Here is a 22429-nt window from a genome sequence, read left to right as displayed (position 1 = left end):
TGTCCTTTACTTTATCTCTCCGCTGCACACCATTGCCACAGCCTTCGGCAGCAGCTTCCATTCAGCCTGCTCCATTACACGCTTCTGCAGCACCTCGGGGGTGTCGCCGGGCAGGATGTCCACGGCCTTCTGCAGCAGGATAGGCCCGCCGTCGCACTCCTCATTGACGAAGTGGACGGTAGCGCCCGTCACCTTGCAGCCCCGGGCCAGCGCGGCCTCGTGGGGGCGCAGGCCGTACATTCCCGGCCCGCAGAAGGACGGGATGAGGGCGGGGTGGATATTCAGGATGCGGCGGGGATAGGCCTCGATGACGCTGGGGCCTAACACGGACAGAAAGCCCGCCAGGACCACAAGGTCAATGTTATGTTCTTTCAGCGTTTTCAGCAGTGCGGCGTCAAAATCCTCACTGGAAGCGTAATCCTTCCGGCGGACCACCACACCCTCGACGCCCGCATTAGCGGCGCGTTCCAGCGCGTAGACGCCGGGTTTGGAGGCCACGACAAGCCTGATCTTGCCGCTGGGGTTCTCGCCCCGGGCCTCGCTGTCCAGCAGCGCCTGCAAATTGGTGCCGCCGCCGGACACTAACACTGCAATGTTCAGCACAGCTCGACACCCTCACCTTCTGCGATGACGCCCAGACGGTAAGCTTCCGGCTCGCCGTTGGCATGGAGGATCTCCAGTGCCTTGTCGGCCTGCTCAGCGGGGACGGTCAGCACCATGCCGACGCCCATGTTGAAGGTGTTGAACATATCGTGCTCAGAGATGCTGCCGGTCTTCTGCATCAGGTGGAAGAGAGCCGGGGTACGGACGTCCTCCTTCTTGATGCGGGCGCAGCAGCCCTTCTTCAGGCTGCGGGGGATATTCTCGTAGAAGCCGCCGCCGGTGATGTGAGAGATGCCCTTGACATCCACTTCTTCCAGCACTTTCAGCACAGGCTTGACGTAGATCTTGGTGGGGGCCAGCAGGGCCTCGCCGAGGGTCTTGCCGCCCAGCTCTGCGGGGGCCGTCTTCAGGACGGCGGGGTCGCCGTCGATGTCAAAAATTTTGCGCACCAGCGAGAAACCGTTGGAATGGACGCCGGTGGAGGGCAGGGCGATGATGACATCGCCGGGCTTCATGGTCTCATTATTGAGGATCTTTTCCTTGTCCACAACGCCCACGGTGAAACCGGCCAGATCGTACTCGTCCTCCGGCATCATGCCCGGGTGCTCAGCGGTCTCGCCGCCCACCAGAGAACAGTCAGCCTGGACGCAGCCCTCGGACACGCCCTTGACGATCTCGGCGATCTTCTCGGGGATGTTGCGGCCGCAGGCGATGTAGTCGAGGAAGACCAGCGGTTTTGCACCGGCGCAGATAACGTCGTTGACGCACATAGCCACGCAGTCGATGCCGATGGTGTCGTGCTTGTCCATGATCATGGCGATCTTCAGCTTGGTGCCGACGCCGTCGGTGCCGGAGATGAGGACGGGGTGCTTGTAGCCGGTGCAGTCCAGCTCAAACAGGCCACCGAAGCCGCCCAGACCACCGATGCAGTGCTCGTTCATGGTGCGGGCCACATACTGCTTCATGAGTTCGACCGAACGATAGCCGGCGGTGATGTCCACACCTGCGGCTGCATAGCTTTCCGAATAGCTCTTTTCCATTGTTACTCTCCTAACTTTTTCTCGTCCTTGGGACGGTCATTCAGGTGGCGTTCATGAATATCGGTGGAAAGCACCTCTTCCGGCTTCACCGCGTATTTGCCGGTGAAGCAGGCGGTGCAGAAGCCGCAGTTGGCATTCTGGGCCAGCTGGACGACGTGCTCCGTGGAGAGGTAGCCCAGCGTGTCGGCGCCAATGATCTCGTTGATCTGGTCCACCGTGCGGCCGGTAGCGACCAGAAGCTTCTGGTCGGGGATGTCGGTGCCAAAGTAGCAGGGATATTTGAAGGGGGGTGCCGAAACGCGGAAGTGGACTTCCTTTGCTCCGGCGTCCCGCAGCAGCTTGATGATGCGGGCAGAGGTGGTGCCGCGCACGATGGAGTCATCCACCAGTACGACCCGCTTGCCCTTGACGGTGCTGGTCACGACGTTCAGCTTGATGCGGACGCTGTTCTCGCGCTGCTTCTGGCTGCCCTGGATGAAGGTGCGGCCGATGTACTTATTTTTAATAAAGCCGATGCCGTAGGGGATGCCGCTCTCCTGAGAGTAGCCAAGGGCGGCGTCGAGGCCGGAGTCCGGCACACCGATGACCACATCGGCCTCCACGGGGTGCTCCTGAGCCAGGAAGCGGCCTGCCTGCTTGCGGGCCTCATGCACCGAGCTGCCCTCGATGATGCTGTCGGGGCGGGCGAAGTAGATGAACTCGAAGACGCACATCTGGCGGTCGGGACGGCCGCAGTGGTCTTTGATGGAGCGCAGTTCACCGGTCTTGGTGTCGGTGATGACGATTTCGCCGGGTTCCACGTCCCGCAGCAGGGTCGCGCCCACGGCATCCAATGCACAGCTCTCGCTGGCAAAGACGTAGCCGCCGCCCGGCAGGGTGCCGATGCAGAGAGGGCGATAACCGCGGGGGTCACGGGCCGCGATAAGCTTAGTGGCCGACATGACCACGAGGCTGTAAGCGCCTTCGAGGACGTCCATCGTCTTGCTGATGGCGATCTCGATGCTGCCCATCCGCAGGCGGTTGCGGGTGACGAGGTAGCAGATGACCTCGGTATCGGAGGAACCATGGAAGATGGCACCCTCGTTTTCCAGCTGGCGGCGCAGCTCCAGAGCGTTGGTCAGATTGCCGTTGTGGCAGAGGGCCATGGTACCCCGGCCATGGCGGACGATCATGGGCTGGGCGTTGGCCCGGACGCGGCTGCCGGAGGTGGCGTAGCGGACATGGCCGGTAGCCATATGGGCCGTGGGCTTTGCCAGTGAGCCCAGCACAGCCGGGGTGAACACTTCATTGACAAGGCCGAGGTCCCGGTGGCCGTTGATGACGCCGTCGTCGTTCACGGCGATGCCGCAGCTCTCCTGTCCGCGATGCTGCAGCGCGTACAGGGCCGAGTAGGCGGCAGCGGCCACGTCCTCGGTGCCGGCACGGTCATAGATGCCGAAAACGCCGCACTCTTCGTGAAGCGGGTATGCAAAATCAGACATTACAGTTCCTCGATCTCTTTCTGCAGTTTTTCTTCCTTGGCGGCGATCTGCCGGGCCATGGCGACGCGCTCAGCATCCAGCTTCGCAGCCAGTGCCTCATCGCCGAGGGCCAGGATCTCAGCAGCCAGCCAGGCGGCGTTCTTCGCGCCGTTCAGGGCCACTGTGGCCACCGGGATGCCGCTGGGCATCTGGACGGTGGCCAGCAGAGCGTCCAGGCCGTCCATCGCGCCGCCCTTCATCGGGATGCCGATGACCGGCAGGGTGGTGTTTGCGGCAAAAGCACCGGCCAGATGGGCCGCCATGCCTGCTGCGCAGAGGATGACGCCGAAGCCGTTGGCCCTGGCATTCTTTGCAAACTCCGCTGCCTCGGCAGGGGTGCGGTGGGCCGACAGGATGTGCGCCTCAAAGGGGATGTCCAGCGCCTTGAGCTGAGCGCAGGCACCTTTCACCACCGGCCAGTCGCTGTCCGAACCCATAATGACTGCCACTTTACGAATCATCTGTATCCAACCTCTCTTTCTCTATCTCCCGCGACGAAAAACAAAAAAGGCTGTGATGCACTTACACCACGGCCTTTTATTTCATTCTGGACAGACTGGACCCGCAGCAGGTTACACGGAGCCCCTGATGCATTCCCGTACCGGGACGGCACATGGTACCCAGCAGCTCATTTCGCATTCTGCTCATCCTCCGCAAACCTCGTTGTCCACGCTGTTCTTCTCCGGCTGAAAAAGAGTTCATGCGCTCTTCCGTCCGCCGTCTGACTACAGTATACGGCAAAAAAACGCCTTTGCAAAGAGCGTTCGGGCAAATTTTCCCTTGTGTTCCCTGCTGTCAAAAAACTTTCAAAAATTTTGTGCAGTTTCGACACTGTTTTTCTTTTTAAGTACGACTTATCAGAAAATCTTTTTATAATAAATATCCTTTTAAAGGTTCTCCCCTTGGGAGAGGCTTTCAGAAGATGATCTTTGCCGTAGTCGCCCGTGCGGCCTTGATGAGATCGGCAGGAGCGCAGCAGACCTGCGTACCGATGCGCCCGCCGGAAACGTAGACCTTCGGCTGGTTCAGCACGCTCTCATCGAAGACGGTGGTGTACTGCTTTTTCATGCCCACCGGGCTGCAGCCGCCCCGGACATAGCCGGTGACTTTGTTGATGTCAGCGACGTGTATCATCGCCACGCTCTTTTCGCCCACGCTGCGGGCGGCGGCTTTCAGATCCAGCTCTGCCGCCACCGGGATGACGAAGACGAAGTAGTTCTTGCTGTTCCCCTGCGTCACCAGCGTCTTGTAGACGCAGGCAGGGTCTTCACCGATGCTGGCGGCGACGGTCACGCCGTCCACGGCCACGCCCTCTTCGTGGGGATATTCATGCGCGGTGTAGGCCACCTTGGCCCGCTCCAGAATGCGCATGGCGTTGGTTTTTGCTTCTTTGCCCATATGTAAGACCTCTATCGTTGTATTAACCTCTCCGTCACGCCTGACGGCGTGCCACCTCCCCTATCGAGGGGAGGCCTTGGCATAGCGGAAAACTTCTCCTCTTCGCCAGAGGCTCCCCTCAATAGGGGCAACAACGACGACCGCCGCCAGTGGCGGAAACAGGGAGTCGCTGTTGGGGCAGCGGCCAGCAAGACGCAAACGAAGTGCTGCGGATGCTGGGTGCCGCAACCCGGCCTTGTCGAGCGAAGCGAGACTGAGAGGTTGAGTCCAGATTTATTCTACCACTTTCTCTCCCAAAATTCAAAAAATTTCGGAAAGGCTATTGACTTCATGAAACTGAAGTGCTATGCTATGTCCATGCCCAATCACTTCACGATACTGAAGTTCACGATATTGAAACATCAACGGCAAGGCGGCCTCATCTCCCCCGCCGTACCAGAACAGGAAAAGGAGAACCCGCCATGATCATCGTACTCAAACAGGACGCCCCCAAAGAAAAAGTCCACGAATTCTGCACCGAGCTGGAAGGCATGGGCCTGCAGATCAACGACTCCAAGGGCAGCGACACCCACATCCTCGGCCTCATCGGCGACACCAAGGCCATCGCAGAGAGCTGGGTACTGGCAAACCCGGTGGTCGAGACCTGCCGCCGCGTGTCGGAGCCCTACAAGAAGGCCAACCGCAAGTTTCACCCGGATGACAGCGTCATCGACGTGGAAGGCGTGAAGATCGGCGGCGGCAGCTTTGCCGTCATCGCCGGCCCCTGCAGCATCGAGAGCGAGGAGCAGATCACCTACTGCGCCCAGCGCGTCAAGGCAGCCGGCGCTTCCCTGCTGCGCGGCGGTGCGTTCAAGCCCCGCACTTCCCCCTACTCCTTCCAGGGGATGCGCAGCGAGGGTCTCGACCTGCTCAAGCTGGCCCGCCGTGCCACCGGCTCCCCCATCGTCACCGAGATCATGAACACCGAACATCTGCCCCTCTTCGAGAACGTAGACCTCATCCAGGTGGGTGCCCGCAATATGCAGAACTTCGAACTGCTCAAGGCTGTAGGCCGTCAGAAAAAGCCTGTCCTGCTCAAGCGCGGCCTCGCCAACACCCTCGAGGAGTTCGTCATGAGCGCTGAGTACATCATGGCCGAGGGCAACGAGAACGTCATTCTCTGCGAGCGCGGCATCCGCACCTTTGAGACCAGTATGCGCAACACCCTCGACCTCGCCGGCGTGGTCATGCTTCATAAGATGACCCACCTGCCCGTCATCGTAGACCCCAGCCACGCCTGCGGTCACGCATGGATGGTGCCTCAGCTGGCCAAGGCCGCTGTCGCCGCCGGTGCCGACGGCCTGATGATCGAAGTCCACAACGATCCTGCCAAGGCCAAGTGCGACGGCGCACAGAGCCTGACCCCCGACCAGTTCGATGAGCTGATGGGCTTCATCCGTAAGGAAGTGGAGTTCTTCGGCAAGAAGATGAACTAAGTTACGCTTTCAGCGTTGACAATCCACGCTGAAACGATTATACTACAAATAAAGAAGGCACTGTCCAGCAAATGGTCAGCGCTCTTCCGGTATTAAGTCAAAAAGAATGACCGCTTGCTTTCTGAGGGCAGAGGCGGTCATTTCTTTTTGCCGTTGGAAATCGTCCATGTAATCTGAAAGGTCACAAAAACTGCTCCGCCAATCAGGGCAAGCAGTTGAATAACTTCACTCAGCGTCATAGAACATCCCCCCTTTCGCTCTCGCGTCAGGGGAAGCAAAAAGATTTTCGTCTCCACTGGCGCTTGGCCGGAGGAGCGTGACCACCTGCATTTGCAGACAGTGCCTGCCGCCATTTCTGACGGCAGTTTCAGAATATCATAGCTTTTGACAAAATACAATAGCGTCTTTCTTGTTCGACTGCTGCCCGCTTTGCAAAAAGGGTCGGCAGTCGTTTTCTTTTCCTGTTATCTGTGCTATACTATAGTGTATTTACAAAAAACTTCACTCTGAAAGAAAGAGGTTCACACTATGAAAGCACATATCGCACGCAACCAGAACGCCGGCGTTCCGCTGGCGCTGGGCTGGAACCTGTCCGCCGCTGACCGGGGCATCCTCGAGGGGATGGCTCCCGCCTTCGGCATGAAGCTGCTTCTCGTCTCCCCTGCCGACGCGGGCAAGACCGTCGCCCAGCTGCTGGGCGAAGTAGAGACGAAAGTCTCCCGCACCCTCGTGCTGGAACCGGGCGCTTACCCTCCCGCACTGGTGCTGGCAAACTTCAAGGAAAAGGACCTCGACACCCTGCTGGACCTCATGAAGCAGGCACAGGTGAATATCCCCCTCAAGGCCGTGGTCATCCCGTCCAACAAGAACTGGGTCTTCGGCGACCTGCTGGCCCACCTGTCAGAAGAGCATGCCGCCTTCACCGCTGCGGCAAAGGAGCAGGCATGAGCATCAAGCGTTTCGTTTCCGCTCTGCTGACCGGGGCGCTCTGCCTCGGCGTACTCACCGCCTGCGGCTCGGCCCAGAAACCCGCCTCTTCGGGCGTGAGCGCCGACGCCCAGCGGTACAGCACCATCTTCTATGATGCCTTCGACACTGTCACGCAGGTCATCGCCTACTGCGACAGCGAGGAGGAGTTCTCCCGTCAGATGGACGCCCTCCACGCCGACTTGCTGGAATACCACCGTCTCTACGACATCTACAACGATTATGACGGCGTGGTGAATGTCAAGACCATCAACGACAACGCCGGCGTCGCACCCGTTCAGGTGGACGATAAGATCCTCGGGATGCTGGAACTGGCCCGACAGATGTACGACACCACCAACGGCAAGCTGAACATCGCCATGGGCAGCGTCCTCCGCATCTGGCACGACTACCGCGAGGCCGCCGAAGCCAACACGAACGAGGCGGACAACAAGCTGCCCGAACAGGAGGCGCTGGATGCCGCCGCCCAGCACTGCGACATCTCCAACCTCGTCATCGACGAAAATGCCAGGACCGTCTACCTCTCCGACCCGGATATGTCCCTCGACGTGGGCAGCGTGGGCAAGGGCTACGCTGTGGAGATGGTGGCACAGGCCGCTGAGGCCCGGGGCCTGAAAAGCGCCCTCATCAGCGTGGGCGGCAACCTCCGCGCCATCGGCACAAAGCCCGACGGCTCCCAGTGGTCGGGCGGCGTGGAGAACCCGTGGAACGCCTCGGACGTCTACACTGCCAGCTCTTCCTACGTCTCCGGTGTCAACATGAGCGATATGGCTCTCGTCACCAGCGGCAACTACCAGCGCTACTACGTCGTGGACGGTGTGCGCTACCATCACCTCATCGACCCGGATACCCTCTGGCCCGCCCGCTACTTTGACAGCGTGAGCGTCCTCTCCCCCGACTCCGGCGCAGCCGACTGCCTCACCACCGGCCTGTTCTGTATGTCCCTTGAGGATGGCCGGAAGCTCATCGAGTCCCTCGACGGCGTGGAAGCCCTCTGGTGTACCCCGGACGGCGAAGTTATCCAGTCCAGCGGATGGGCCGGCCACGAGAAAAAATAACAGAAAACGAAAGCCCCCTCTTCGTCACGGTTCTTGCTCCAATGACGAAGAGGGGACTTTTATATACTATATATCAAGGATATTTCCGCGCGTTCACTCTTCCATACAGGCATACTTTGCCATTAGGACAGCCCCGCCGGTCACGAGTGCAACGACAAGCTCCACCACCCAGACAGATGCCACTGCACTGAGCAGAACGGACAGCGAGTCGATGACAAAGTGGAACAGATACGCATTGAGCAGGTCTTTCTGGGACTTTTTGCGGATGGACTGGAACACCAGAATCGAAAGGCTCAGATGGAGCACCACCGCAATGATCCGCTCCACGCCCCCAGCAAAGAAGGTCAGGCTGGGGGTCGTCCACAGCGCCGAAAGAGCCGCTGCCGTGTCTGCCACCTTCTTTGCGTCAAGAGACGCCAGCTGTGCAGACATGATGCCGGAATTTATCATCACGGCACTTGCGATGTTGCTGATAGATGCCACGCCGCACAGAAGCATTGCCTCCACGCCGCCGTGTCCGGCACCATACATAAAGGCATTCGGAAAATCCATCGGCTTCACCAGAAACCTCATGGCGATGTAACGACCGGTCTCTTCAAAAAGAGCTGCCATCAGGCCGCCATAGACTGCGTATAGGATCACGCTTCCGGTCAGCGCTTCTCCGGCCAGCTGGAACACGATGCGATGGATGGCAGCTTCCAGCATCAGCACCATCACGAAGAAAACGCTGCACCCGATAAAGAACGGTGCAGTCTTCGCGCCCAGCTTCTTCTTTGCGTAAACAAAGAGGCCTATGGGAAGTGCGAAGGAAACGACAAGGGAAAACACCATGCCTGCGATGCTTGCCCCGGGTACCATACCTACTGTCATAGTTATCCTCCCTGCCGATAAACCATCGGCGTTTTTGCAAGGCCTGCCCCCGGAGGGGAGCAGGGTCATTCAATATCCAGCTCCGGCGGCAGGTCGATCTGATCGGAGACGTACCGGCCGTTCTTTTTGCGCTGACGCACACACTCGGTGAGGAGATACTCGATCTGCCCGTTCACCGAGCGGAAATCGTCCTCAGCCCATGCGGCAAGGGCCTCGTAGAGCTTTGCGTTCAGGCGCAGGGGGATCTGCTTTTTGGGCTCTGCCATCAGTACAGGCTGCCGCTGTTCACGATGGGCTGTGCGTCCCGGTTGCCGCAGAGCACCACCAGCAGGTTGGAGACCATGGCCGCTTTACGTTCGTCATCCAACTCCACCACTTTGTTTTTGCTCAGCCGGTCCAGTGCCATCTCCACCATGCCCACGGCGCCGTCCACGATCATCTTGCGGGCGTCGATGATGGCGCTGGCCTGCTGGCGCTGGAGCATCACTGCGGCGATCTCCGGCGCATAGGCCAGATAGGTGATCCGGGCCTCCACCACCTCGATGCCTGCCTCAGCCACGTTTTTCTGGATCTCGTCCCGGATGCGGGCCGCCACCACCTCCGAGGAGCCCCGCAGGCTGCCCTCGTCGGCCACGCCGTCTCCGGTGGTGTCCACGTTGGGGGCCACATCGTAGGGGTACACCCGCACCACGTTCCGCAGGGCGCTGTCACACTGGAGGGAGAGGTACTCCTTGTAGTTGTCCACATTGAACACCGCCTTGGCAGTGTCGGTGACCCGCCAGATCACGGCGATGCCGATCTCCACCGGGTTGCCCAGACAGTCGTTGATCTTCTGGCGGGAGTTGTTCAGGGTCATCATCTTCAGGGAGATCTTTTTGCTTACGCTGCTTGAGGCGAGCTGGCTGTTCTGGCCGCTGACGCTCAGCAGGGCGGCTGCACCGCTCTCCTTGCTGGTCACGTCCCCGCTCTGGCTCAGCCGGGTGCCTGCGGCAGGGTTGACGGCGGCGCAGAAGGGGTTTACCCAGTAAAAGCCCTGTCCCTTCAGGGTGCCCACATAATCGCCAAAGAGGGTAAGTACCAGCGCCTCCTGGGGCTTGAGTACCTTCAGGCCGCAGAACAGAAAAATGCCTGCGATCCAATAGCCAATGGACAAAATCAGCAGCGGGATGCCCGGCAGCAGCCGGTCATCCTCCAGCAGCAGGACGCTGCAAACGAACAGGGCAATGGATGCCGCATAGCCCAGCAGGGTGAGCAGCAGTACCGCCATGCCGTTTTTGCGGGCGTTCAAAATTTTCTCTTCCATAACAGTTCCCTCCTTATGGGGCCGGAAGTGTTTCTTTTTGATACCAAAATCATATCACTTTGCCGCACCGCTGTCAAGAGAGGGACGCAAAAAAAGAACCCGCCCATCCGTAAAATGGACAGGCAGGCCCTTTGTTTATGGAGAAAAATGGAGAAATATCGTTTAGGAGGGAAGTTTTAACGCTTATACTTCGCGGCAGTCTGCAGACGCTGCATGGCGCGGTCCAGAGCGATCTTGGTCTGGTAATACTCGTGCATGCTCTGCTTATGCTGCAGGCGCTCTTCGGCGCGGATGCGGGCAGCCTCGGCACGGTTCTTGTCGATGTCCTCGGGGCGCTCGGCGCTGTCCACCAGCAGAAGCACGAAGGTGGGCGTCACCTCAGCGATGCCGTCGCCGACCAGAATTTCGCGGGTCTCGCCGTCCACAGTGAACTTGAGCATCCCCATGTGGATAGCCACCAGCACCGGGCTGTGGCCGGCCTGAACACCATAGACGCCGTCCTTCACGGGCAGCACCATGCTCTCGCAGCTGCCCTGATAGAACTCACCGCTGGAAGCCGTGATGTTGAGGATGAAGCTGTTCATCAGGCCTCACCGCCTTTTTCCTCCGCCAGCTTGTCCGCTGCCTTCTTGCGGGCGTCGTCGAGGGTGCCTACGTTGAAGAAGGCCCACTCGGGCAGGTCGTCGCACTTGCCGTCCACGATGGCGGCAAAGCCCTTGACCGTCTCGGCCAGCGGCACATATTTGCCGGGCAGGCCGGTGAAGTTCTCAGCCACCGAGAAGGGCTGGGACAGGAACTTCTGCAGCTTACGCGCACGGGTGACGGTGAGCTTGTCTTCCTCGCCCAGCTCGTCCATGCCCAGAATGGCGATGATGTCCTGCAGTTCCTGATAACGCTGCAGCGTTGCCTGCACCTTGCGGGCCACGCGGTAGTGCTCTTCGCCTACGATGTCAGCTTCCAGAATGCGGGAGGTGGAAGCCAGCGGGTCCACAGCGGGATAGATGCCCTGCTCGACGATTTTACGGCTCAGGACGGTGGTAGCGTCCAGATGAGCGAAGGTGGTAGCGGGGGCAGGGTCGGTCAGGTCGTCAGCGGGGACGTAGACGGCCTGCACCGAGGTGATGGAACCGTCGCGGGTGGAGGTGATACGCTCCTGCAGAGCGCCCAGCTCGTTGGCCAGCGTAGGCTGATAGCCGACAGCCGAGGGCATACGGCCCATCAGAGCAGAGACCTCCGAGCCGGCCTGCACGAAACGGAAGATGTTGTCGATGAAAAGCAGCACGTCCTTGTGGGTCTCCTCGCGGAAATACTCGGCCATGGTCAGGCCGGTCTCCGCCACCCGCATACGGGCTCCTGGGGGCTCGTTCATCTGGCCGAAGACCAGCGCGGTCTTGTTCAGGACGCCGGAGGCGTTCATCTCGCCCCAGAGGTCGCAGCCCTCACGGGAGCGCTCGCCGACACCGGTGAAGATGGAATAGCCGCCGTGCTCGGTGGCCACATTGTGGATAAGTTCCTGAATCAGGACGGTCTTGCCGACGCCTGCGCCGCCGAACAGACCGATCTTGCCGCCCTTGGCGTAGGGGGCCAGCAGGTCGATGACCTTGATGCCCGTTTCCAAAATCTCAGTAGCGGGCTTCTGCTCTGCAAAGCTGGGGGCCTTGCGGTGGATGGGCCAATGCGGCACATCGTCCACAGAGCCCTTGCCGTCGATGGGGCGGCCCAGCGGGTCGAACATACGGCCCAGCGTGGCCTCGCCCACCGGGGCAGTCAGGCCGTGGCCGGTGGCGGTGACTTCCATACCCTTGCCCAGACCTTCGCTGGCCGAGAGCATGATGCAGCGCACCGTCGATTCGTTGACGTGCTGCGCCACCTCCATCGTGCGCTCGGTGCCTTCTGCGGTCACGGTCAGCGCTTCCTGCAGGGCAGGCAGTCGGCCTGCGGTGAACTGCACGTCCACCACAGGGCCGGCCACGCGAATAATTTTTCCCTGTATCATAGATTTGCCTCGTTTATTAGATGTGTCAACCTCTCCGTCACGACTGGCGTCGTGCCACCTCCCCTGGCGAGGGGAGGCTATGCGGAAAAGTTATTCTTGTGATTTCACCGCAGACGCGCCGCCGATGATCTCGGTGATCTCCTGAGTGATGGAGCCCTGGCGGGTGCGGTTATATTCCAGCTGCAAGTCGCGTATCATATCGTTGGCGCTCTTGGTGGCCGAATCCATGGCGGTCATGCGGGCGCTCTGCTCAGCGCAGAAGCTCTCGGTCATGGCACCGAAGATCATGCCGTGCATATAGATAGGAGCGGTCTGCTCGAACACCGTCCATGCGTCCGGCACCAGCTCGACTTCGCCGCGGGGGTCGCCCAGACCCTTGGGGGCGGGCTGCAGATGCTCGCGGTCCAGCGGTAGCAGACGCACCATGACCGGCTCACTGGTGAGCGCGTTCTGGATCTTGGTGTAGATAAGATAGATCTCATCCAGTTTGCCCGACTTGAAGTCGTCGATGGCGTCCACCGTGATGTCACGGGCGCGCTGCAGCGACGGGGCAGTCGCGCCGTACTGGAACTCCTGCACCAGGCGGGGGTCTTTGCGGAGGGCGCGGTAGCCCACCTGACCGATGACATAGAAACGGTCGTTCCTGTCAGCCTTTTCCAGCAGGAGTTTCAGCACGTTCTGGTTGAAAGAGCCTGCCATGCCCTTGTCTGCCGTCAGCACCAGATAGGCGCGGCGGGGATCGCCGTCCTCTCTCTGCCGCTCGTGGAAGAAGGGATGCACCGGCTCGTCAGGCAGATGGGGGACGACACGGGAGATGGTGTCTCTCATGCGGGTGAAGTAGGGCAGGACGTTCTGGTAGTTCTTGCGTGCCTTGCGCAGCTTGGAGGAAGAGATCAGATACATCGCATTCGTGATCTTGCGGGTATCCTGAATGCTCTCGATGCGCTCTTTCAGCAGCTTACTGGACGCCATGACTCTCGCCTCCCTCGTAGGCCTTCCATGCGTTCAGGATGGTGTCGGTCTGCTCGGGAGTGAGCTTGCCGGTGGCCGTGATGGCATCCATCGTGCCGGACACATCTGCATGGAACTGGCGAACAAAGGCAGCGGTGCGCGCCCGCTGCTCAGCGAGAGGCACTTCGTCCAGCATCCCGTGGGAAGCCAGCACAAGGATGACCACCTGCTCGGCGTCGGTCTTGGGCTGATAGAGCGGCTGCTTGAGCATCTCGGTCAGAGCCTTGCCGTGCTCGAGCTGATGGCGGGTCTCGGCGTCCAGATCGGAGCTGAACTGCGCGAAGGACTCCATGTCCTTGTACTGGGCCAGCTCGATACGCAGGTTGGCGTTGGCCTTCTTCATGGCCTTGGTCTGGGCTGCGCCGCCGACACGGGAGACGGACAGGCCCACGTTGACAGCCGGGCGGTTGCCGGCGTTGAACAGAGCGCTCTCGAGGAAGATCTGACCGTCGGTGATGGAGATGACGTTGGTGGGGATGTAAGCGGACACGTCGCCTGCCTGAGTCTCAACGATGGGCAGTGCGGTGATGGAGCCACCGCCCAGTGCATCGCTCATGCGGCAGGAGCGCTCCAGCAGACGGGAGTGCAGATAGAAGACGTCGCCGGGGTAAGCCTCACGGCCCGGAGAGCGGCGGAGCAGCAGAGAGATGGCACGGTAGGCCACCGCGTGCTTGGAGAGGTCATCGTAGACGATGAGGACGCTCTTGCCCTGCGCCATGAAATATTCAGCCAGAGCCGTACCGGCGTAAGGTGCAATGTACTGCAGCGGGGCGCTGTCGGAAGCGGTAGCCGCCACGATGGTGGTATAGCCCATCGCGCCGTGCTTCTTCAGATCTTCGGCCACGCGGGCGATGGAAGAAGCCTTCTGGCCGATGGCGACGTAGATGCAGAGCACGCCGGTGTCCTTCTGGTTCAGGATGGCATCGGTGGCGATAGAGGTCTTGCCGGTCTGGCGGTCGCCGATGATCAGCTCACGCTGGCCGCGGCCAATGGGGAACATGGAGTCGATGGCGAGGATGCCGGTGTGGAGCGGCGTATCCACGCTCTGGCGCTCGAGGATGCCGGGGGCCTGCTTCTCGATGGGGTTGTAGCCCACAGCCTCGATGGGGCCTTTGCCGTCGATGGGCTCGCCCAGCGGGTCGATGACGCGGCCAAGGAAGCCGTCGCCCACCGGGATGCCGGCACGCTTGCCGCTGCGGGTGACCATGGTGCCGACGCCGACGGTCTCAGCGCCGTCGAAGAGCATGATGCCCAGACGGCCCGGCTCGACGCTCTCCACCATGCCCTTGGCGCCATTCTCGAAGGTGACGATCTCGCCGTAGACGGCGCGGTCCATGCCTTCCACTTCCACGATGCCGTCGGCGGAGGAGATGACCACGCCGCCCTCTTCGCTGGTGGCGGCGGGCTTGTAGTCCTCGATGCGGGTCTTGAGGGTGGCCAGAGAGGGCTTGTCGGCCATCATCTGGTCGATGGCGTGGCGGCCGGAGTTATCGAAGACGCGGTCGCCGATCTGCAGCACATAGCCGGAGAGGAGGCTGTCGTCCACCGTGACGTTCAGGATGACCTCGGTGGCGTCGTACAGCTTCGCGACCTCTTTCTTGATGCGCTCCAGGTCCTCCTCACGGGGGGTGCGGGCGGCACGGAGGTCAGCTTTGACGATGCGGTTGGCCGAGAAGAACTCGGTGCTGAATTCACTTGCCATTTTCAGCCCCCGCTTTCTCCAACAGGTCGTCCAGCAGGCGGGCGTCGTCCTGCTCGTTCAGGTTGCGGGCCAGCAGCTTCTCGCACATGGCGCGGGCCAGTGCAGTGGTCTGGGCGTCAGCCTGGCGCAGCTTGTGCTGGCGCTCGGCCTCGGCGGCAGCTTTGCCCTCGGCCAGGATGGCGTCGGCCTGCTGCTGGGCGTCAGCCAGCAGCTGCTGCTTGTCCTTTTCGGCCTGCTGCTCGTAGGCAGTGCGGCGGGCAGCAGCCTCGGCGTCCACATTGCGCAGCTTTGCCTGCGCGTCGTTCAGGGCCGCAACGGCCTCCTGCTTGGAGGTCTCGGCGGCGTTCAGTGCGTCATCCACCTGCTTCTGGCGCTGTGCGATGATGTTCATGACAGGCTTGTACAGGAACTTGCGCAGCAGCAAAAACAGAACCAGAATGTTGACGACTGTATACAGAAGGTTCAGATTCAGAGTCAGCATTCGTCATGCCTCCGTTATCAACCCAGGAACAGGATGATGAGCAGAGCAACGACGAAGCCGAAAATTGCAGTACCTTCGGCCAGAGCTGCACCCAGCAGCAGGTTGGTCTGGATCTTACCGGAAGCTTCCGGCTGGCGGCTGATGGCCTCCGTTGCCTTGCCGGTGGCAATGCCGATGCCGATGCCGCCGCCGATACCAGTCAGCGCTGCGATACCAGCGCCCAGAGCTACGAGTCCGTTCATAATTATTTCTCCTTTTAATCGATCAATTTACTCTTCTCCACCAATACTCTCTTTCATGAACAGCGAGGTGAGGAAGACAAAGACATAGGTCTGGATGAGACCATCGAACAAATCAAAGTACAGGCTGAAGATGGCCGGTACGAACACCGGGACCACCAGCTTGATGAGCTCCATGATGACGAAAGCGCCCAGCACGTTGCCGAACAGTCGCATACACAGGCTGGTGGGGCGGATGGCGATCTCGAGGATGTTCATGGGGGTCATGATGGGGGTGGGGGCGGTGAGGCTCTTGAGGAAGCCCTTGCCGCCCCGGGCATGGATGCCGGAATACTCGATGAGGCAGATACTCATGAGCGCCAGCGCAGCGGTGACATTCAGATCCTTCGTGGGGGGCTTGATGCCGAATACACCGATGAGGTTCGCACAGGCGATGTAGAGAGCCACCGTCATGAGGTAAGGCACATACCGTCTGCCCTGCTCGCCCAGCAGGCCCGTGAAGAAGTTGTCGATCGTGGTGACGACCAGCTCAAGGATGGCCTGCCGCCTGGAGATGTGGTCCACCTTGAGGTTCCGGGTGAGCAGGATGGAGACGATGACCAGAAACAGCATGATGCCCCAGCTGACCACCACGGATTCCGGCACCTGCAGGCCGCCGAGGGAGATCATCTCCACATTCAGCTCTTCTTTCAGGGCCGCAGTCAATGCGTTCATCGCTTTGCCTCCTTTCTGAGCAGAGTCTTATCCTGAAGCGTAAAGGTATCGTTCGTTTTCACTCTATCTCCTTTCGTTTCTTTTATTAAAGCAGCTGTGCTAAAAATCAAAAAAGGTGCGTTTGTTTTTATGGAAACACACCCTCTTTCTGCGCTCAGCGCAGCCCTTTTGCGTCTGGTATCATAGCACGATTGGTGCGGTTTGATAAGACCTTTGGCCGATATTCTACTTTTTGTTATATCTTATTTCACGCCTCGGCCGGGAATGTTGTGCATCTTGCTTAATAATGCACAGTTAAACTGTCCATTTTGACCAAATCCTTAGTCATTCCTTAGTGGTTCGTTTCATTTTTGAGGTAAAACGAAACCCTTTCGGCAGAATTATGCACTCCATGTATATCTGATATATAAAATTCATATGGCTGTCAAGTGTGTGATACATGAAATTTTCTTAATCAGAAGCTTATTTTTATTAAGTAATATTACCTGTTTATAATATAGGATATAGGCTCACTGGGCGTTCTGTCCACCGCGGCGGAAGATAGCACGGAAGATGAAGCGGGCCAGCGGGCCGCAGTAGAACATCTGCCAGCACAGAGCCATCGGGAAATTGCAGCCGAACGTATGCACCCACGTACCGAAGCTGGGCTCCTTGAACAGCACCGTTGCCACAAGGCTCATGACAGGGCACATGATGCAGACGATCATCAGAGAGATGGCATAGGTGATGAACTGCGGCCGGTCGGTGGGGCGCATGAAGGTGAAGGCCAGCGCAGTCGCCAGCTTTTCCACCACGAAGAACTCCAGCACGAAAGCCACCGGCACCATAATGGGCATCTCATGCAGGGCCATGCCGAAGGTGGCGTTGGTCACGCCGCCGGTGGCGAGGGCGACATTGTAGACGATCATTCCATAGACCATGATAGCGGCCATAACGACAGTAAAGACGATTTTTTCAAGCAGAGTCTTAGGCATTTTTGATTTTCTCCTCATTTGTGTTGTGGGGTAAAGTCTTTCGGAACTTTCGCCGCACAAAAAAAAAGACAGACGAGGGCGGAACCTTCGTCTGTCTTTGCACGACTACCATTCATTGCCCGCTATGATAGCACAAACTCCCGCCCCGCGTAAGAGTTTTCTGCCGTTTTCTCCCGTTTTGCGCAAATCCTTCCACGAACGACCCGAAATTTTCGGGCAGTTTATCTCATTCCCGCCGTCCCTTCAATCACCCGGAGCGAAGTTTGGCAGTTCTTGCACAGAGGTTTTCCACAAAAGGCCCTGCAGGCCGTCCAGACTGCGCAGGGAGGCTGTTTCAGTCGTGCGTTTGTATGAACAATACAGTTTTTTTGTTATTTATTGAAAAAATATATCTAATTCATTGTGCATTCTGCGAATGGACAAACCGTGCCTGCGCGTGTATAATAAAGCCAGAAACCAGAGAAGTACAGCAGAAGCTCAAATGAGAGCTAACCCCGCTGACTTTAAGCAGAAAGGAGCGAAGACCGATGGTCGATATGGAACCCGCACAGTACGCACAGACTGTCGGGGTTCGCTGAGAAGCAAAACAGAGGCTCACCACAAACGGGATGCTTCCCCCGTATAAAAACACAACAACAAGAGCCGTTCTTGAGCATCAATAACGCGAATAACAGAACAGTCTGTGAAATAAAATCCCTCGCGTTCAAATAGATCCGCCGAAGGTGATCCCAATGAAGAAAGCTTTTGTACGGAACGTCTTATTTGAATAACTCTAAAGGAGAAATTCCAATGTACTAAGTAATGACACTCCCTTCGCAAATCTAACTCGAAAGAATGTGGTAATATGAAATTCATCTCTGTGATTCGTATCCCGCACTCCAACAGTTAAGAAAAGGGTCATTCCAATGTACTAAGAAATTCATTCCCCTGCCAATCGTTCTTCACCGTTTCAAAGGAGAATCTTCTATGAAACGTCCGGTACAGACCGAAAAATGAAGAAATCGAGGTCAAGAGGCTATGACTCCGAAGAAGTAAGCATCCTGCCGACTGAGGGCTTGCAACCGCCTCAAGTCGGCAGGTTTTTTGTCTGATGTTTTCCAATGAAGCCTGCATCCTCCCGTTTTCCTGCCGGGAGGATGCAGGTTTTGTTTTGTCCCGGATATTTTGCGGCGGCAGGCGCAGAGCCTGTAGACTTTCGAATCTATTTCGTGTATACTTTTGCTCAGGAAGCAGCACTTACAAGGAGGCAAACCACTATGGCAAGCAATTTCGAGTTCTACTCCCCCACCCGGGTCATCTTCGGCAAAGGCACCGAGCAACGCGTAGGCGCGCTGGTGCGCGAATACGGCGGCACCCGCGTCCTCATCGTCTACGGCGGCAAGAGCGCCGTCCGCTCCGGTGTGCTGGACCGAGCTGAAAAGTCGCTGGCCGAGGCCGGCATTTCCAGCTGGACGCTGGGCGGCGTCGTGCCGAACCCCCACCTCGACAAGGTCTACGAGGGCATCCGCATCGGCAAAGAGAACAGCATCGACTTCCTGCTGGCCGTGGGCGGCGGCAGCGTCATCGACACAGCCAAGGCCATCGCCTACGGCCTGGCCGAGCCGGAAAAGGACGTCTGGGAGCTGTACGAGCACACCCGCACGGCCAGCAAGTGCCTGCCGGTGGCCAGCATCCTGACCATCGCGGCGGCGGGCAGCGAAACGTCCAACAGCAGCGTCATCACCCGAGTGGACACCCACCAGAAGCGGGCCTACAACGACGACATCAGCCGCCCGAAGTTCGCCCTCATGGACCCTGAGCTCACCAAGACCCTGCCCGACTATCAGACCGAGTCCGGCTGCGCCGACATCATGATGCACACCATGGAGCGCTATTTCACCAATGGCGGCAATATGGAGTTGACCGACGCGCTGGCCGAGGGCCTGCTGCGCACCGTGATGAAGAACGCGGTCATCCTCCACACCGACCCGGCCAACTACGAGGCCCGGGCCGAGGTGATGTGGGCGGGCAGCCTGTCCCACAATGGCCTGACCGGCTGCGGCATCGCCAGCGGCGACTTTATGTCCCACAAACTCGAGCATGAGATGGGCGGTATGTTCGACGTGACCCATGGCGCGGGCCTCGCCGCCCTCTGGCCCAGCTGGGCGCGGTATGTCTATAAGGACTGCCTGCCCCGCTTCGTCCGCTTTGCCCGGAACGTCATGGGCGTGACCACCGACGGCACCGACGAGGAGATCGCCCTGAAAGGCATCGAGGCCATGGTGGACTTCTACCACAGCATCGGGATGCCCGCCAGCTTCCATGAGCTGGGCATCGACCCCACCGACGCGCAGATCGACGAGATGGCCCGCCGCTGCCTCGAAGCTTGCGGCTCCGCCCTCGGCTCGGCCAAAAAACTCAGCCTCGACGACATGATCGCCATCTACCGCGCCGCCAACCACTAAGAAAACTTTTTCCCTTCCGCCCGGCACAGGATATTTTGCTTACTCTGTGCCGGGCATTTCGTTGTCTTTTGTGTGCTTCATCTCACTTTTTGGCAAAGAAGTGGAAAAGAGATGGGAAAATAAGAGCATTCGCCTGAACTCGAAGTATAAACGAAGCGCACCCCTTCTCCACACAGAAGCAGAAGGGGTGCGCTTTTCTATGTCCGCCGAAAGTTTTCAACAACACAAAACTTCATTTTCCTATCACAAATTTCCATCTCCCTTTTGGGAGGAGCTGTCTGCGAAGCAGACTGAGAGGGCTATCCATTCTTATAAAGAATAGATGTCTATAAAATTTTTATATTTTACAAAGGTTTCGTTTTGTGGTTTGATGGAGCCAGAACGATTTGTTTTGCTGCATCGGGGCTGTCAAACCTGCGTGAATGGGGTCGTTTCCTGCGTGAATCGCTGTGTCTAAGCCCCGATGGTTATGTTATAATATGGTCATAAGGGAGGAACTTGAGGATGGAGCTTCGATTTGCGGTCGTAGAAGACCGCCTGCCCGACGCTCAGCGGTTGGAGAGCCTTTTGCGGCTGGCTTTCGGCGGCGGGCATACATTGGTCTGTGACCATTATGAGAGCGGTGACGCCTTTCTGCAGGCGTTTCCCTCAAAAAATCATCAGGTCGTTTTTCTCGACATCTGCATGGAAGGCACCAATGGCATCGAGACGGCGCGCATCCTGCGCCGGACCGACCCCGACCTGCTGCTGGTGTTCGTGACCTCGTCCCCGGAATACGTATGGGACGCATTCCCCGTCCACCCCTTCGATTATCTGCTCAAGCCCTACCGGGAAGAAAAGCTCTTCCAGCTGGCCGACGAGCTGCGGCGGGTGCTCTTCCGGGCCGAACCGGAGCTGGAAGTCCGCATCGCACGGCAGCAAGTACATCTCCCCCTGCGGAAGATACAGTACGCCATGGCCCAGAACCACTACGTCCGCATCGTCAGCGACGACGGCGAGTGCCGGGCCGTCTCCACCTTCTCCCAGGTGGAGCAGCTGCTGCGGGCGCAGGCGAACTTCATCGTCTGCAACCGGGGCGTCATCCTGAACATGGACAAGGTGCTCCGGCTGGACAGCGACTGCTTCGAGATGCTGGACGGCACCTGCCTGCCCGTGCGTCAGAAGGATAAGAACACCCTGTTCGCCCAGTTTACACAATATCAGTTCCGCCATATGCGGCGGGAGCTATGACGCCGAGAGGAGGCCCGACCTTGGACTTTTCTTTATTTGGACGCTATTTTCTGGACCTCGCCGTCTTCTACCCAGGGGCATTCCTCTGTCTCGCGCCCCTGTGGGAGCATGTGAAGGCCCCCCGGCGCACCGCTGTGCTGACAGCCGCTCTCGTCACGGTCATCTGCCTTGCAGCGGCGGCCCTCTGCGCCATCTTCGAACTCGACAGCAACATCCTGCTTCTGCCCACCCTGCTGGCAGCGTTCTGGCTGCTGCGCTGGCGGGTGGGTCCGGAAGTTTCCGTGAGCCAGACCGCCTTTCTCTTCGCCGTCTCCGGCGTCATGACGGCGGTCTGCACCCTGCTTTCCACGGTGCTCAACGCCCGGGCTGAGGTAGACAACGACGCCCCGGCCTGTCTCGTCTCCACCTCCCTGCTCAAGCTGGGACTCTCGGCAGTGCTCTGCATCATCTTCTGGTTCACCGCCGTCCAGTGGAGCCGCTGGCTGCTGCGGGAGTACCGAGGCGAAGCCTTCTGGCAGTCGGCCTGGCCGCTGCCCACCATCTACGCGGCTTTCCTCGTCTTCTGTATGCCGCTGGACCCGGCCGTCGTGCTCATCAACCGTCTGATGATCATTTCTGTTCTGGCCGTCTCCATCTCGCTGCTGGGCATCTTTTTGCTGCTGTACGAGATGTATCAGGTGGCCCGGGAATACACCCGCAGCGCCCAGCTCGACCGGGAAAACCAGCTTCTGGCCGTGGAATCCCGCCGCTACACCGAGCTGCGGGCCTATATGGAGCAGACGCGGCATCTCCGCCACGACTTCCGCCAGCATCTCCACGTCATCGCCGGACTCACCGAGGCCGGGCAGGTGGATGAGCTGAAAAACTACCTGCACCAGTACGAATCCGAGCTGAGCGAGGAGCGCCCCACCCTCTGCGCGAATCCTGCCGTGGATGCTCTGGCCGGTCACTACGACCACGAGGCCCACAGCCTCGGCGTGCCGGTGGACTGGCGGCTGGAACTGCCCCGCCAGCTGGCCATCCCGGAGGCCGACTTCTGCATGATGCTGGGCAATCTGTTGGAAAATGCTTTCCACGCCAGCCAGAAGCTGCCGCCCGAACAGCGGCAGGTGAAGGTGATGGCCCGGATGCTGAGCCCCGCCATGCTGGGCCTGCTGGTGGAGAACCGCTATGACGGCGTGCTCAAGCGCCAGCAGGGCACCCTCCACTCCACGAAACACGACGGAATGGGCATCGGCCTCGTCTCCATCCAGACGGCTGTTTCCAGATATGGCGGTTCTATGACCGTCGAGACCGAGAACGGTTTGTTCCGGGTGAATATTTTATTGAACCTTTAACCTCTCCGTCACGCCTGCGGCGTGCCACCTCCCCTATCGAGGGGAGG

The 22429-nt window shown here is 59.2% G+C and carries 22 protein-coding genes; 6 read left to right on the top strand and 16 right to left on the bottom strand.

Translation table 11 applies throughout. The features are described from left to right. Positions 1-6 precede the first annotated feature (6 nt). From purN to ybaK, 5 genes are all read right to left on the bottom strand, one after another. Positions 7-603 (bottom strand): phosphoribosylglycinamide formyltransferase, encoded by a 597-nt coding sequence (gene purN / locus J3349_RS03640; RefSeq protein WP_207676464.1) that lies wholly within the window; start codon positions 601-603, stop codon positions 7-9. Then, on the bottom strand, positions 597-1643 hold the full coding sequence (purM, locus tag J3349_RS03635) for a phosphoribosylformylglycinamidine cyclo-ligase (RefSeq protein ID WP_149794089.1): 1047 nt from the start codon (positions 1641-1643) through the stop codon (positions 597-599). The genes purN and purM overlap by 7 nt, the downstream gene beginning before the upstream one ends. A 2-nt stretch (positions 1644-1645) precedes the next feature. After that, positions 1646-3124 (bottom strand): amidophosphoribosyltransferase, encoded by a 1479-nt coding sequence (purF, locus tag J3349_RS03630; RefSeq protein WP_158396628.1) that lies wholly within the window; start codon positions 3122-3124, stop codon positions 1646-1648. Beyond that, complete coding sequence (purE, locus tag J3349_RS03625) at positions 3124-3624, bottom strand: 5-(carboxyamino)imidazole ribonucleotide mutase (protein ID WP_149794091.1); 501 nt, start codon at positions 3622-3624, stop codon at positions 3124-3126. Before purE ends, purF begins: the two co-directional genes overlap by 1 nt. 454 nt (positions 3625-4078) lie before the next feature. Next, a complete protein-coding gene (ybaK, locus tag J3349_RS03620; protein ID WP_207676463.1) occupies positions 4079-4561 on the bottom strand; it encodes a Cys-tRNA(Pro) deacylase in 483 nt (160 codons plus the stop codon). A 461-nt stretch (positions 4562-5022) separates the two neighbouring features. Here ybaK and aroF point away from each other — a divergent pair, with 461 nt between their 5' ends. From aroF to J3349_RS03605, 3 genes are all read left to right on the top strand, one after another. After that, positions 5023-6036 (top strand): 3-deoxy-7-phosphoheptulonate synthase, encoded by a 1014-nt coding sequence (gene aroF / locus J3349_RS03615; RefSeq protein ID WP_015563611.1) that lies wholly within the window; start codon positions 5023-5025, stop codon positions 6034-6036. Positions 6037-6564: 528 nt separating this feature from the next. Continuing rightward, a complete protein-coding gene (locus tag J3349_RS03610; protein WP_207676462.1) occupies positions 6565-6984 on the top strand; it encodes a DUF3783 domain-containing protein in 420 nt (139 codons plus the stop codon). Then, on the top strand, positions 6981-8081 hold the full coding sequence (locus tag J3349_RS03605) for an FAD:protein FMN transferase (RefSeq protein WP_207676461.1): 1101 nt from the start codon (positions 6981-6983) through the stop codon (positions 8079-8081). The genes J3349_RS03610 and J3349_RS03605 overlap by 4 nt, the downstream gene beginning before the upstream one ends. A 93-nt stretch (positions 8082-8174) precedes the next feature. Here J3349_RS03605 and J3349_RS03600 read toward each other — a convergent pair whose 3' ends face one another. The 11 genes from J3349_RS03600 to J3349_RS03550 all read right to left on the bottom strand — a co-directional run bounded on the left by J3349_RS03600 (position 8175) and on the right by J3349_RS03550 (position 17371). Beyond that, positions 8175-8951, bottom strand: a complete 777-nt coding sequence (locus J3349_RS03600; RefSeq protein ID WP_207676460.1) for a YhfC family glutamic-type intramembrane protease — start codon at positions 8949-8951, stop codon at positions 8175-8177. 65 nt (positions 8952-9016) lie between these two features. Then, on the bottom strand, positions 9017-9217 hold the full coding sequence (locus J3349_RS03595) for a hypothetical protein (RefSeq protein ID WP_015563606.1): 201 nt from the start codon (positions 9215-9217) through the stop codon (positions 9017-9019). Then, on the bottom strand, positions 9217-10254 hold the full coding sequence (locus tag J3349_RS03590) for an SPFH domain-containing protein (RefSeq protein WP_207676459.1): 1038 nt from the start codon (positions 10252-10254) through the stop codon (positions 9217-9219). The genes J3349_RS03595 and J3349_RS03590 overlap by 1 nt, the downstream gene beginning before the upstream one ends. Before the next feature lie 176 nt (positions 10255-10430). Then, positions 10431-10838 carry an ATP synthase F1 subunit epsilon gene (gene atpC / locus J3349_RS03585; protein ID WP_015563604.1) on the bottom strand — a complete coding sequence of 136 codons (408 nt, stop codon included), beginning with the start codon at positions 10836-10838 and terminating at the stop codon, positions 10431-10433. Then, positions 10838-12250, bottom strand: coding sequence for a F0F1 ATP synthase subunit beta (atpD, locus tag J3349_RS03580; protein WP_015563603.1), 1413 nt, complete (start codon positions 12248-12250; stop codon positions 10838-10840). The genes atpC and atpD overlap by 1 nt, the downstream gene beginning before the upstream one ends. A 90-nt stretch (positions 12251-12340) precedes the next feature. Further along, a complete protein-coding gene (gene atpG / locus J3349_RS03575) occupies positions 12341-13222 on the bottom strand; it encodes an ATP synthase F1 subunit gamma (RefSeq protein WP_207676458.1) in 882 nt (293 codons plus the stop codon). Beyond that, positions 13209-14963, bottom strand: a complete 1755-nt coding sequence (gene atpA / locus J3349_RS03570) for a F0F1 ATP synthase subunit alpha (protein ID WP_158396616.1) — start codon at positions 14961-14963, stop codon at positions 13209-13211. Before atpA ends, atpG begins: the two co-directional genes overlap by 14 nt. Beyond that, the gene (gene atpF, locus J3349_RS03565; RefSeq protein ID WP_158399960.1) at positions 14953-15444 is read right to left on the bottom strand and encodes a F0F1 ATP synthase subunit B; all 492 of its coding nucleotides are present in this window, start codon (positions 15442-15444) and stop codon (positions 14953-14955) included. Before atpF ends, atpA begins: the two co-directional genes overlap by 11 nt. 17 nt (positions 15445-15461) lie before the next feature. Then, on the bottom strand, positions 15462-15686 hold the full coding sequence (atpE, locus tag J3349_RS03560; protein WP_015563599.1) for an ATP synthase F0 subunit C: 225 nt from the start codon (positions 15684-15686) through the stop codon (positions 15462-15464). Between the two features lie 27 nt (positions 15687-15713). Beyond that, positions 15714-16397, bottom strand: a complete 684-nt coding sequence (locus tag J3349_RS03555) for a F0F1 ATP synthase subunit A (RefSeq protein WP_158402299.1) — start codon at positions 16395-16397, stop codon at positions 15714-15716. A 509-nt stretch (positions 16398-16906) separates the two neighbouring features. Then, positions 16907-17371, bottom strand: coding sequence for a DUF2798 domain-containing protein (locus tag J3349_RS03550; RefSeq protein WP_207676457.1), 465 nt, complete (start codon positions 17369-17371; stop codon positions 16907-16909). Positions 17372-18627: 1256 nt separating this feature from the next. Here J3349_RS03550 and J3349_RS03545 point away from each other — a divergent pair. The 3 genes from J3349_RS03545 (at position 18628) to J3349_RS03535 (ending at position 22382) form a co-directional block, all read left to right on the top strand. After that, positions 18628-19815: an iron-containing alcohol dehydrogenase gene (locus J3349_RS03545; RefSeq protein ID WP_207676456.1), complete on the top strand. Its 1188-nt coding sequence runs from the start codon at positions 18628-18630 to the stop codon at positions 19813-19815. Between the two features lie 504 nt (positions 19816-20319). Then, positions 20320-21045 (top strand): LytTR family DNA-binding domain-containing protein, encoded by a 726-nt coding sequence (locus J3349_RS03540; RefSeq protein WP_207676455.1) that lies wholly within the window; start codon positions 20320-20322, stop codon positions 21043-21045. Positions 21046-21065: 20 nt separating this feature from the next. Further along, on the top strand, positions 21066-22382 hold the full coding sequence (locus J3349_RS03535) for a GHKL domain-containing protein (protein WP_207676454.1): 1317 nt from the start codon (positions 21066-21068) through the stop codon (positions 22380-22382). Positions 22383-22429 lie beyond the last annotated feature (47 nt).

Origin of the sequence: Faecalibacterium sp. Marseille-P9590 (assembly GCF_017377665.1) — a bacterium.
Lineage (GTDB): Bacteria > Bacillota > Clostridia > Oscillospirales > Ruminococcaceae > Faecalibacterium.
The sequence above is the reverse complement of the archived record's forward strand: the minus strand, read 5'-3'. Positions and strand labels throughout refer to the sequence as shown.